This window comes from Candidatus Accumulibacter propinquus (assembly GCF_056856495.1).
In genome coordinates, this window is the sequence record NZ_JBSEHC010000003.1 from 1,004,864 (window position 1) to 1,017,932 (window position 13,069).

The following is a 13,069-nucleotide window of genomic DNA, read 5'->3' on the forward strand; positions in this document are numbered from 1 at the left end:
CATGGTGAAACATTTAGTAACCATCCCCCGGCAAAGCCGGGGGCTTTCATTATGTGAGCCGCTCAAAGCGGCGTTGGTGCACTATTAGAAACTACTAATATGCCATTTGGCTTGGTTGCGAAATTTCGGCATGACTCTCCCTTTTTTCGGCATGACTCTCCCTTTTTCCCGCGCTGCTTCATGCAGCGGACGCAATTTTCCCTACCCGGTCAGAACGCGGCATGCCCAGGTAGGTGAACGTGTTGAGGATGGCGGCGCGAACGTGAGCTTCTGTCACTTGCCGCTCGAAGGTTCGGGAGTACAGGCTGTCGCCCAGTTGCTTCAGCCGGAACATCATGTTCTCGGCGATGCTGCGCCGGTGGTAACCGCTGTCGTTCTTCCAGCTGGCGAGTCCCTTGGCTTCGATTTCCTGGAGGATGGCGTCGCGGGGGTGGTCGTCTCCCCACGCAACCGCTCCATCGCGGGGCGGGATGGTGGCACGCGCGTCCCGCTCGGCGATCGCCGCATGGCAGCCGTGGCTGTCGTAGGCGCCATCGGCCGAGACTTGGGCGATCTCGCCTTCGACCTGATCGAGCAGGCCGGGCAAGATTTCGCTGTCGCCCCAAGCGGTGGTCGTCACTTCGATGCCGATGATGTCCTTACTGGTCTCGTCAACCGCCAGATGGATCTTCCGCCACGTGCGACGCTTACCCACCCCGTGCTGACGCACCGTTCCACGGTCGGCTTTGCACAGCCGACCGGCTCCGGCGGCGCGAAGCGATGCTTCACGCAACCCCGCCTCCGCCCATTCGCCTTCGCCGAAGATCTTCAGTCCCGTCGAATCGACCACCACATGCGTTGGACCCTTGCGCGGCCGACGAGGAATCTTCACCGAAAGCTGCGCAGCCCGTCGCGACATATGGGTGTGATCCGGCACCGGCAAGTCCAGTTGGCACAGGCGCATGAGCGACTTGATCAGTCCCTCCGTGGCGCGGTACGGCAACTGGAACAGCCCCTTGATCGTCAGGCACGTCTGGATGGCGGTGTCCGAGTACAGCCCGGGCTTGCCACGGCCCACCGGTGGTGCAGGAGTCCACTGGTCCCGAATACTCGCCTCGTCAAACCAGATCGTCAGGTTCCCCCGGTTGACCAAGGCCCGATCGTATTCCGACCAGTTCGTCACCCGGTACTGTTGCTTCAGCCCCACCTCGCCAGTGTCCGGCTTCACGCGCATCGCCATGATCGATCTCCTCCGACAGCCCACCCCGGACCCTCCGGGGGCGATGCCAATATACTACACCAACGCCCCTCTTGACTGCACTGGAAAGTCTTCTCCGGAGGCCCCAAAAAATAATTTCCCCAAAAAACCCCCTAGTGGTCGGCATTTTTACTTCAGGTAACCCACGAACCGGAGGTGAGCACGATGAGCGGAAAAACGAGCGGGAAATACAGTTCCCATTTTCAGCGAGTTTCGCTGAGCCCAGACGAGTTCAAGCGTCTGGTCCGGATAAGCAGACCCGGTAACCCTACACGAGTTGAGCGTTGCGGCGAGTTCTTTCGACGGGCTGGCGATGGTCTCCGCTCGTACTGGAACAACGTGCAGAGAGGCATTTCAGCGCAGACGCAACCCGGGGCGGGATGCCACAAAGTCGGCATCGCCATCGCTTTGCGACTTCGCCGCCTGGGCAGATCTCTTATCAACTTTCGCATCCCGAGGAACAAACCATGAAATTGAGCATGATCTGTAGCGCTGTTCTGGCGCTATCCCAAGCGGCTCCCGGTATGGGCGCCGAAAGTGAAATCAGCTACCGGTTGTTTGAAGGAGATCTTATTGGCGGCGCTTGCGGCACGATGAAGCGCGATGAGCCGCTCTTCAGAACGGCCGAATGTCATTCGGAACTGAGCATTACAGACATATATAACGGGCCGCTGGCAGAACCCCCTGTCATGCGAAACAGTTTTTGGCAGGCCCCCTATTGGAACGGAAATTCGATGACAGTGAACACAGAAGTGACGAAGTGGACCGAGCCGAGTTTTGATATCCCCCCGAATAGCGCCAACGGGGCCAGTGCTTTGGCATCAGGTGCCACAGAGCCGACCGTAGCCACTGACCCGTCTCTGATGATGGCCGCCGGCGCTCTTGCTGGCGCTGTCACCGGCGGGGCGCTGGTCGCCGGCATAAGGGGCGCAAGCTCTCCATTCATAAGTCGCCGGCGCGGCGAAGATAAAGACGGTGCCGCGCCGCAGGATAAAGCCGTCCAGGACGTAACGGAGGCCCCAACCGAGGAGCCCGGCGAGCCGGTGAGCGGCCTCTCGCCGGATGCCGAGTTCGCTCTCACCTTTGCAAATCAGTGCATTGCACTCGACGTTACGCCGCTCGACGCATGGCGGTTTATGCCCAGCAAAGGCGATCAGAGACAACTGCATGCTTTGGCCCCATCACAACTTGGCATCATCAGCGCCAAGGGGCCGGTTCGGAGCAAAAATGACGATTTCGCGAGCGGGGTTCATCTGCAGGACAAGACAACCTTCCTGATTTCCGCCGACGGTCTCGGAGGGTACACCGACGGCAATCGTGCCAGTCGCATCGTTACCGCGGTGGCATGGCAAGTCCTGGCCCGTTTGAGCGGCGAAGGGACGTTGCGTACCGCCATCGAGGCGGTGTTCGCCAGAAGCAGTGAGGTCATGGCCGAGATCGCGCGGCATCTCGGTTATGAGCCAGAGGAAGAAGCACTCGCGACAACGCTGATTGTCGTTGGGGCCGATGCGGAGCAATACATCTGCGGATGGATGGGCGATGGCGGAGCCTACGTATGCCGGTCGGATGGGAGTGTCGAGCCGTTGATGGAAGCCCATAAGGGAGCCCACCAGAACGAGGTGACCCGTCTCATCGGACCCACCACCTACGGCGCTCCGCAGTTCAAGGAAGCTCGGCGGGGGAAAGAGGAGCTTCTCGCCCTAGGCAGTGACGGAGTGTTTGACCGGGTCGATGGCGAGCACTTCATGACATATCTCACCGATCGCTATCGCAACAGCACCTCCTTGCAGAACGTCATCGATAACGTCGTTGCTTACTACGGCACGTTACGAAGCAACGACGGCAGTTTTCTCGCTGACGACAACATGACCATCGTGGCGCTGGCCACCCCTTAACGGAGAACATCATGATCAGGAACGGCGAAACTGTCCGAAGCACTCGCGGCAAAAACAAGTACCGCGTAATTGACCATATCGGTGTCGGGGGGCAGGCAGACGTATACAAGGGCAAGGACCTCAAAACCAATAGGACGATGGCGATCAAAATTTTCCGCGGGGCAAGCGGGGTCGATATTCAGCGCGCGGAGTACCTGTCCAGGATCCCGTTCAAAGGCAATCCGCCGATTGTTCTGCCCATCGAAATGGTCGCTGCCGCCAGCGGGGAACAGGGATACGTCACCGAATATATCGACGCCCCTACGTTCGGTGCCTACCTGGACGGCACTGTCGCCAGCCCCGGCTATGACTCAGATATCAAATTCGCTGCAGTGGTCACGGCCGGGCTGGCGATCCTGCATGGACAGAACGTCGCTCTTGGAGATTTTCGGCCGGAAAACATCTTCCGGCTTCCCGACGATTCGGTTTTGTACATCGATTTAGACAACTACGTCGCGCCCGGCATGCCGCACGGCCCCGTGATGCTGGGTGACGAAACGTGGTTCGCCCCCGAGATTCGAAAAACCGGCGATCCGCGCTACGTCTCTGCCGCCGCGGACGTCTATGCGATGGCTCATTTGCTGCATATCCTGATCCTGCGCCAGGACGATGCGAGTCATGCAAAGTCGGTAGATGAGTTCAAGGCCGCACGGGCGCAAGGTCGCTGGATTGTCGATCTTTACAACCCCCAGCGGCCGGAAGAGGCCGCGTCGGCGATCTACAAGGCCGAAATGCTCGATACGCGGTTGGCGCACCTGTTCCGGCACAGCTTTAGTGCCCATCCGGACCAGCGCCCGAGTGCATCAGAATGGGCCGAGTATTTCCGCACCTTGCTCGAAGAGGGGCGGGTTTTCGCGTGCCCGAAGTGCAGTCAGCCGGTGTTCGTCGATTCCCGAAAACGCGCCTGCCCTCACTGCCACGCCGATTTCGGCACCCCCGCCCTGGTCTTGCCGAACGGCAACCGGATCCCCATTCCGTCGGCCGCAGGGAAGAAGATCGGTCGTTCCGACCTCCTTTCGTCCAAGGTCTCCGGTCAGCACATCGATGTTCAGCGTGTCGGCCCGTTTCTGCGTGTCACCGACAACAACTCGATGAACGGAACCTGGTATCGCGATGCCAATGGTTCCTGGCGTCCGATCGGCAAGCGCGAGTCGGTCTTGGTAGCCCCCTCGAAGGACGCGGTGCTGCGAGTGGCCGATGTCGAACTGTATGTGATCAGTGTGTAAAGGAAAAACCATGCGTTTCAATCTGTTGAATCTGCTGCCCCTCCCCCGCTTCGGGCGCCCGCCGGCAGTGCCGGTTAGCCTCAAGGATCGCGTTCTGCAAAACCGGATGAATGCCGATGCTCGATATACGTTCCTCGGTCACGTGCTCACAAATATGTCCGATGAGTGGTTCAGGGTCTTTAACGGAAATCGCCGTACTGACCCGATCTATCGGGACCGGAACAACAGGTTCATTGGCTCGGGTCGCGATGGCTAGTCTTCGCGGTTTTTCTCTCAATTACCCGGGGGTGGCGCCAGGCGCCACCCCTTTTCTTTGGAGTTCGTCATGAACCTCGATTGTCAGGTTTGCCATCAACCGATTCAAGGAAGATATTTCATCGATTCGTGGGGGCAAGGCTATTGTGCTCACCATGCCTCTGCGATGTCCATTTGTTGGGCCTGTTCCCGTCCGTATCACCCAAACACTCTTCAGAAAATACCGACCGGTGCGTCCGGGCTTTGCCCTGGATGCATGGCGACCGCCATCTGCAAACAAGACCAGGTGGGTCAATTGTGGACTGACGTGACGGGCTTTCTCAAGGAGAAGCTCGCCATCGACTTGCAATCGGTCCTGCCCAGCAAGGTCGTCACCTTGGCGAGCCGGGCAGACATCGTTGCCACGGGGGGATGTGCGAACACCCTCGGTCTGACAGTGACGAATTCGCGCAGTTGGTGCGGCATCATCATTGACCAAAATTTCCGCGTCCTGCTGCGCGAAGGCATGCCCCGCCTGCTATGCTGCAGCACCCTGGCACATGAGTGTTTTCATGTATATTCCTCCGTCAATAAGATGAACCTCGACGCCGCTCTGGAAGAGGGTACCGCCAACCTCCTGGGGTATTTCTGGCTCAAACAATTCGATGCCCCGGCGGCGCGGATTTTTGAGGAGCAGTTGCGTCAGGATCCCAGCCCGTTATATGGCGATGGGTTTCGGGAGGTGCGTCAGCAGTACAAGCAGATCCGGAGCTTCTCCGGGTTGATGGAACATTTTCGTCAAGGGGGGCGTTATGCAAGAACAAACAAAACCAAAAGGTACAGCGAATCGTGAGTATTTGAACAAGCACAAAGAACGACAAGAGAAAAGAGTAAGTGAAATATACGAGATTTTTGAGGCGTTAGCCGCTCTATATAACCAAGACGATGCTTTCAATAACAAGCATGGTATAACGCTGCAGGTGGATCACCTGACCTCAGTTATGGAATTCTTCCGTTCCTATGCAGGCTGGATATACAAAGGGGAGTTGCGTAAAGCATACGGCTTCGCGCACAACCCCAATGATGCAGGATCGTCTTTCAATGAATTCCTTATTTTGACTGTGATCGAGCTTATAGATGACGCCTTGGCTTATAGTCTTGCGGATGAACGCATCCGCATCAAATATGGCAAGAATTCTGCTTATGGGTATGGCGGAAAATTCGCAGGTGACCCGACGTCCATACGCGAAGTAGCCATTTGGATCGGCGGTAACTTGGTGCGGACGATGTTCAGGGAATGGTGCAAGAAGGAAATCGGCAAGGATGCATTGTTTGCAGCGGGTACTGACGATGAAAATGACGATTTCGACATTTTGGAGACACTGTATTACGAAGCGATTCAACGAGGTGACGTTGCCTCCTCCTCGGTAGCCAAATTCCGAGTATGCGTGCGCAATGTAATAATAGAGCTTCATTTTGCCGAGCATGATCCTGAAAAGCCCATATGGGAGTGCTTTAGAAGGCACTACCTGAATTGGCTTGATCATGGCCAATTCCAAGAAATCACAGATCTACAGGTGATGAGACAAATTCGAGATTCGGTCGCAGACGAAATAAAATTGACTGACTATCAGGCGAGGGACAAGCAACACCAATTTAATATGTTTGTCGGCCATCAGCTTGCCGACCGTCTCAGCGATCAACGCGAACTCACAAAACTCGGCCTGTAATGCCGATGAGCGAAATTCAAATACACGCGGAAAGCGAAAATTATGGAGTTTAAAATGACTGATAAATGGGATGAGCAATTTGAAAATGATGTAAGTGCCTTCATGAAATTTCACTTCATGAAGCCGAAGGAGCAGCGCGACGCGGAATTTGCCGAGCGTTATGAACCGCATAAGGCTGTCTTTGCCAAGGCCCTGACCAGGCTTCAACAAAGAGCGCCGGCAGGCGAAAAGAGGGCGTTTCTGGTTTCCGGCATGCTCGAAGGCTTGGCCAAGCTGCCCGAGGCCGGGCGGGCGCTGATCGACAATCTCCAGAAGCTGCTGGAGGACACTTATCACACGGCGTTCGAGGCAATCCAGCCCACCTACATGCCCGCGCTGGCTCGCCGGACGGAAGTTCGTGGTGAAGGTGCGCCGGACACGGCCCATGGCAAGGATATCTGGATTCTCGGCGAAAAAAAGCCTGCCTGGGGAAAAGACGGTGTGAGCTTCGCTCTTCGCCCGGTGGTCGCTTTTGAAGACAAAAAATGGATCTGCAGCATACGCAAAGTCGTAGAGATGCCAGCGCTTCGTGTATTCGTCACCGATAACCACAGCCATCGGCAGCACGTGGAGAGCCAATGGCAGTGCACCCCCTTGCAGAAGGTGGTGCACGTTCCTTCACCCGACTTGGAAGCACTTGGCCTGTCCTCGGACAGCACAGATTTTTTGTGGGTCGGGGCATGGGACGGCGAAAACGGTGAACTCAACGTCGAGTTACTGTACGCACGACGTTGAGGCAAATATTGGGGCCGAAGCGGTAAAAATAAGCGCTGCCATCGGCCTGGGTGGGCTCGGAAGGAGAACTGAGTGCAAGAAAGAATCGATGAGGTCAAGAGGCATCTCCGGCAAGCAATGGATTTTGGGAGCACTGATCGTCCGCAGGATGCATTGCTGGAACTGACGATCACGGAAGATTTATTGGAGGAATTCGATGCTCCTCTTTCCGAAGAGCTACTTGTACTTCAAGCGCGGGTGTTTCACGAAAAAAGTCTAACGCTGTCCTCGCTGGGAGAACAACAGGCGGCGCTGGCGTCCGCCCGGCGGGCCGTGGATCTCTACGAAGCCCTCGCCCAGGACAATCCGGCCGCCTATACCCCGGACCTCGCCGGAAGCCTCAACAACTTGGCGAACTGGCTGGCCGTGGCCGGGGAGCGCCCGGCAGCGCTGGTGCCCGCCCGGCAGGCCGTGGATCTCTACGAAGCCCTCGCCCGGGACAATCCGGCCGCTTATACCCCGGGCCTCGCCACGAGCCTCAACACCCTGGCGAACCGGCTGTCCGAGGCCGTGGAGCATCCGGCGGCGCTGGCGTCCGCCCGGCGGGCCGTGGATCTCTACGAAGCCCTCGCCCAGGACAATCCGGCCGCTTATACCCCGGACCTCGCCACGAGCCTCAACAGCCTGGCGAACCTGCTGTTCGAGGCCGGGGAGCGCCCGGCGGCGTTGGCGCCCGCCCGGCGGGCCGTGGATCTCTACGAAGCCCTCGCCCGGGACAATCCGACCGCCTATACCCCGAACCTCGCCGGGAGCCTCAACACCCTGGCGATTCGGCTGGCCAAGGTCGGCGAGCACCAGGCGGCGCTGGCGCCCGCCCGGCGGGCCGTGGATCTCTACGAAGCCCTCGCCCGGGACAATCCGGCCGCCTATACCCCGTACCTCGCCGGGAAACTCAACCACCTGGCGAACCTGTTGTCCGAGGTCGGGGAGCACCAAGCGGCGCTGGCGCCCGCCCGGCGGGCCGTGGATCTCTACGAAGCCCTCGCCTGGGACAATCCGGCCGCCTATACCCCGGACCTCGCCGGGAGCCTCGGCAATCTGGCGGTCCGGCTGTCCGAGGCCGGGGAGCGCTCGGCGGCGCTGGTGCCCGCCCGGCGGGCCGTAGATCTCTACGAAGCCCTCGCCCGGGACAATCCGGCCGCCTATACCCCGTACCTCGCCGGGAACCTCAACCGCTTGGCGAACCTGTTGTCCGAGGCCGGGGAGCGCCAAGCGGCGCTGGCGCCCGCCCGGCGGGCCGTGGATCTCTACGAAGCCCTCGCCCGGGACAATCCGGCCGCCTATACCCCGTACCTCGCCAGGAGCCTCGACAACCTGGCGGTCCGGCTGTCCGAGGCCGGGGAGCACCAAGCGGCGCTGGCGCCCGCCCGGCGGGCCGTGGATCTCTACGAAGCCCTCGCCCGGGACAATCCGGCCGCCTATACCCCGTACCTCGCCAGGAGCCTCGACAACCTGGCGGTCCGGCTGTCCGAGGCCGGGGAGCACCAAGCGGCGCTGGTGCCCGCCTGGCGGGCCGTAGATCTCTACGAAGCCCTCGCCCGGGACAATCCGGCCGCCTATACCCCGTACCTCGCCAGGAGCCTCGACAACCTGGCGGTCCGGCTGTCCGAGGCCGGGGAGCACCAAGCGGCGCTGGCGCCCGCCCGGCGGGCCGTGGATCTCTACGAAGCCCTCGCCCGGGACAATCCGGCCGCCTATACCCCGTACCTCGCCAGGAGCCTCGACAACCTGGCGGTCCGGCTGTCCGAGGCCGGGGAGCACCAAGCGGCGCTGGTGCCCGCCTGGCGGGCCGTAGATCTCTACGAAGCCCTCGCCCGGGACAATCCGGCCGCCTATACCCCGTACCTCGCCGGGAACCTCAACCACTTGGCGTACATGTTGTCCGAGGCCGGGGAGCGCCAAGCGGCGCTGGCGCCCGCCCGGCGGGCCGTGAATCTCTACGAAGCCCTCGCCCGGGACAATCCGGCCGCCTATACCCCGTACCTCGTCGGGAGCCTCGGCAATCTGGCGAACTGGCTGTCCGAGGCCGGGGAGCACCCGGCGGCGCTGGCGCCCGCCCGGCGGGCCGTGGATCTCTACGAAGCCCTCATCCGGGACAATCCGGCCGCCTATACCCCGGACCTCGCCGGAAGCCTCCACCACCTTTCGATCCGGCTGTCCGAGGCCGGGGAGTGCCCGGCGGCGCTGGCGCCCGCCCGGCGGGCCGTGGATCTCTACGAAGCCCTCGCCCGGGACAATCCGGCCGCCTATACCCCGAACCTCGCCGGGAGCCTCAACAACTTGGCGAACTGGCTGGCCGTGGCCGGGGAGCGCCCGGCAGCGCTGGTGCCCGCCCGGCGGGCCGTAGATCTCTACGAAGCCCTCGCCCGGGACAATCCGGCCGCCTATACCCCGTACCTCGCCGGGAACCTCTATCGCTTGGCGAAACTGTTGTCCGAGGCCGGGGAGCGCCAAGCGGCGCTGGCGCCCGCCCGGCGGGCCGTGGATCTCTACGAAGCCCTCGCCCGGGACAATCCGGCCGCCTATACCCCGTACCTCGCCGGGAACCTCTATCGCTTGGCGAAACTGTTGTCCGAGGCCGGGGAGCGCCAAGCGGCGCTGGCGCCCGCCCGGCGGGCCGTGGATCTCTACGAAGCCCTCGCCCGGGACAATCCGGCCGCCTATACCCCGGACCTCGCCAGGAGCCTCGGCACCCTGGCGATGTGGCTGTCCAAGGCAGGGGAGCATCCGGCGGCGCTGGCGTCCGCCCGGCGGGCCGTGAATCTCTGCGAAGCCCTCGCCCGGGACAATCCGGCCGCTTATACCCCGGACCTCGCCACGAGCCTCAACACTCTGGCGGACCCGCTGTCCAAGGCCGGGGAGCATCCGGCGGCGCTGGCGTCCGCCCGGCGGGCCGTGGATCTCTACGAAGCCCTCGCCCAGGACAATCCGGCCGCCTATACCCCGAACCTCGCCGGGGGCCTCGGCAATCTGGCGAACTGGCTGTCCGAGGCCGGGGAGCACCCGGCGGCGCTGGCGTCCACCCGGCGGGCCGTGGATCTCTACGAAGCCCTCGCCCAGGACAATCCGGCCGCCTATACCCCGAACCTCGCCATGTGCCTCAACAACTTGGCGAACTGGCTGTCCAAGGCCGGGGAGCATCCGGCGGCGCTGGCGTCCGCCCGGCGGGCCGTGGATCTCTACGAAGCCCTCGCACGGGACAATCCGGCCGCCTATACCTCGGACCTCGCCATGAGCCTCGACACCCTGGCGAACCGGCTGTCCGAGGCCGGGGAGCACCAAGCGGCGCTGGCGCTCGCCCGGCGGGCCGTGGATCTCTGCGAAGCCCTCGCCCGGGACAATCCGGCCGCCTATACCCTGGACCTCGCCAGGAGCCTCAATAACCTGGCGATTCACTTGTCCGAGGCCGGGGAACGCTCGGCGGCGCTGGCGTCCGCCCGGCGGGCCGTGGATCTCTGCGAAGCCCTCGCCCGGGACAATCCGGCCGCCTATACCCCGGACCTCGCCATGAGCCTCGGCACCCTGGCGAACTGGCTGTCCGTGGTAGGAGATGCACGAAGCTGCAAGGAGCAGATGAGACGGCTGCGCATGCTACTCCTTCATCACGAGGATACTATGTACAACGGTTGGCCAAGTTTGGTTGAGGAGGCGTCGGAATACGGGGGCAAAACCGCCGAAACACGTTCCTATTCCTTGGTGGAAGAAGAGCTGATGACCTTCTTTTCTCAAGCCATGGCGCTCTTTCTCGCCCGACTGGATAAACGGGTGGGAAGCCTTTCCTCCGTCGACGATCTGAAGCATTTCTTCAGCTTCGTCGGGAAGTACGTCATTCATGTTCTCGCGTTCGGACAAAATTCTGTCCTGCCGGAAATTGCGCAGGCGGTGCAGTCGCGCAACGTCATGCACTGGATACAGGCCGATCTGGAAGCGGACAGCGTGACCGATGAGACCAAGCGCCAACTCGCCGAGGTTAGCCGCGAGTTCCAGGCGCTGCTGCTGGAATTCGAGGCCCTACGCAGCAATGGCAGCGGCAACGCCATGGGAGGCGAGAACGGCCACCGAGCGGCGATGGCGGCACCAGCGCGGGAGGCAGTAGTCGAGCATCTGGCCATCCTTCAGCAAAAGATCCAGGCCAAGCGCACCGAGCGGGAAGCACTGGTCCAAGCGGTCGCTGAATATGACCCGGGCTACCGTTTTGCCGGTGCCTTCAAACCGGTGACCCAGGCCGAGATCGTCGCCCGTCTCGCGCCTGGCGAAGGTATCCTGATTCTCCTTGTGCTCCACGCTGACGGCAATCTGGCGCTGGGGTATGTGCTGCGCGCCGACGGATCGGGAACCGTCCTCGATCTTGGCCGCCTGCTGCCGCTCGCCCGGCGTTTTGTCGGCTACACGCCCCGGACCGATACAGGCGTGTGGCGAGACGGATCTGCCGGAGGGAAGGCTGCGTCAAAAACGGCCGGCGCCGAGGACGAGAACGCCGCCGCGCTGTCCGATGAGACGCCGGGCACGCTGCTGCGGGACTTCGATCGAGCCTTCGAGGAGGCGATTGCACCACACCTCGACGGCATCGGGCACCTGGTCGTCTGCACCGACGACCTGCTGCATGCACTGCCCTGGCAACGGCTGTTGCCCGACGGGCAGGAAGACAATCGCCTGACCGTGGTCTATCCCGGTCTGCCGTATTTCCTGCTCGAGCGCCACTTCCGACCGGTGGACGAGCGCGCCACCCAGCATGCGCTGGTCGTCGCCTGCGACCCGGCGCTGCCGGCCGGCTGGCAGAAGACCGCGTGGCTGCAGGGCATGACGTCGGACCGTCCGACCCCGATCCCCATGGCATGGCAGGAAGCGGTTCTGGTGCAGCATCTGCAGGGCCAACCGGAGGCGCCAGTGCTGCGCACGGCCGAGGACCTTGCCCGCCTCTCCGGACAGCGCCTGGGCTACCTGCACATTGCCTGTCACGGGCATCACAGCCATGGCGCCGACGCCCACCTGTTACTGGGCGGGGGCGAAGCCGGCAAGCTCAACGTCGGGCGGATCATGGCGGCCCGGCTGCAGGCCGACCTGGTCTTCCTGAGTGCCTGTCTGGTCGGGCGCACGAGCGAGGATGACCTGGGCAACGCCCTGGGTGTGGCCAGTGCCTTCCTGCTGCGCGGTTCGAAGGTCGTCGTCGGCAGCTGGATTCCGGTGCTCGATGCCTACATGCCGTTCTTCTCCGCCCTGGTCAATTACCACCTGCAGCACACCTTTGCCGATCGGGAGGACGCCGCGTACCGGGCGACGCTGCGCGCTCGCAGCGAGTTCGCCGAAGCCCGCTGGCCGGGGGGCGGAAAGGATCGGCAGGCTGACGGGCGCATCGATACGGTGAAGTGCTTCGGTGAATACTGTAAAACCGCCTATGTCGAAGGCTTGCTGGCGGTCCTGCCGCAGACCGAGGACGGCAAGCTGGCCGGATTCGACCATGCGGCATGGCAGGACTGGTTCCATGTCATCTTGCAGAGCATTCCCGGCACTAAAGGCAAGCTAGACAAACTGGACGAAAAGCCTTTGTCTATCGAGCATTTGAGGGAGACGATTGGCACGTGGGTGGAGGGGTTCATCAACGATACAAAGGAAGACGCTGATCTGCGTTTCAACCTCAGGGAGCTGGCGTCCTTCATCCAGATCTACGGCTATCCGCAGCGGGGAATAGCGACCCACTGAGGGCAACAAGCCCGGAGAATAGGCGGTGCCGACTGGACTCGGCCCTGCCTATTCCCCTTCGGGAAAGCAATTCCCCACAAAAATCGCGCAGCATCGGCATTTACCAGTAACGACAACTTCGTCGTCCCACTGGAAAGGAAATGCCATGCCATTGCCTATGATTCGCTCAGCCCCCTCGCTCGCCAACGGGGCCTC

8 protein-coding genes are annotated in these 13,069 nt (G+C 61.7%); 7 read left to right on the forward strand and 1 reads right to left on the reverse strand.

Annotated elements, in window-relative coordinates; all coding sequences use genetic code 11:
- Positions 1-178: 178 nt before the first annotated feature.
- Positions 179-1,219, reverse strand: coding sequence for an IS5 family transposase (locus AC15MQ_RS10580; RefSeq protein ID WP_483080092.1), 1,041 nt, complete (start codon positions 1,217-1,219; stop codon positions 179-181).
- 485 nt (positions 1,220-1,704) lie between these two features.
- Here AC15MQ_RS10580 and AC15MQ_RS10585 point away from each other — a divergent pair, with 485 nt between their 5' ends.
- From AC15MQ_RS10585 to AC15MQ_RS10615, 7 genes are all read left to right on the forward strand, one after another.
- The gene (locus AC15MQ_RS10585) at positions 1,705-3,132 is read left to right on the forward strand and encodes a protein phosphatase 2C domain-containing protein (protein WP_483080093.1); all 1,428 of its coding nucleotides are present in this window, start codon (positions 1,705-1,707) and stop codon (positions 3,130-3,132) included.
- 11 nt (positions 3,133-3,143) lie between these two features.
- Positions 3,144-4,397 (forward strand): protein kinase domain-containing protein, encoded by a 1,254-nt coding sequence (locus AC15MQ_RS10590; protein WP_483080094.1) that lies wholly within the window; start codon positions 3,144-3,146, stop codon positions 4,395-4,397.
- 10 nt (positions 4,398-4,407) lie between these two features.
- Positions 4,408-4,653, forward strand: coding sequence for a hypothetical protein (locus AC15MQ_RS10595; protein WP_483080095.1), 246 nt, complete (start codon positions 4,408-4,410; stop codon positions 4,651-4,653).
- A gap of 255 nt (positions 4,654-4,908) precedes the next feature.
- Positions 4,909-5,484 carry a protein DA1 gene (locus tag AC15MQ_RS10600; RefSeq protein ID WP_483080096.1) on the forward strand — a complete coding sequence of 192 codons (576 nt, stop codon included), beginning with the start codon at positions 4,909-4,911 and terminating at the stop codon, positions 5,482-5,484.
- Positions 5,444-6,361: a hypothetical protein gene (locus AC15MQ_RS10605; protein WP_483080097.1), complete on the forward strand. Its 918-nt coding sequence runs from the start codon at positions 5,444-5,446 to the stop codon at positions 6,359-6,361. Before AC15MQ_RS10600 ends, AC15MQ_RS10605 begins: the two co-directional genes overlap by 41 nt.
- Before the next feature lie 54 nt (positions 6,362-6,415).
- Complete coding sequence (locus AC15MQ_RS10610) at positions 6,416-7,135, forward strand: hypothetical protein (protein ID WP_483080098.1); 720 nt, start codon at positions 6,416-6,418, stop codon at positions 7,133-7,135.
- Between the two features lie 72 nt (positions 7,136-7,207).
- Positions 7,208-12,874, forward strand: coding sequence for a tetratricopeptide repeat protein (locus AC15MQ_RS10615; protein WP_483080099.1), 5,667 nt, complete (start codon positions 7,208-7,210; stop codon positions 12,872-12,874).
- Positions 12,875-13,069: the final 195 nt, after the last annotated feature.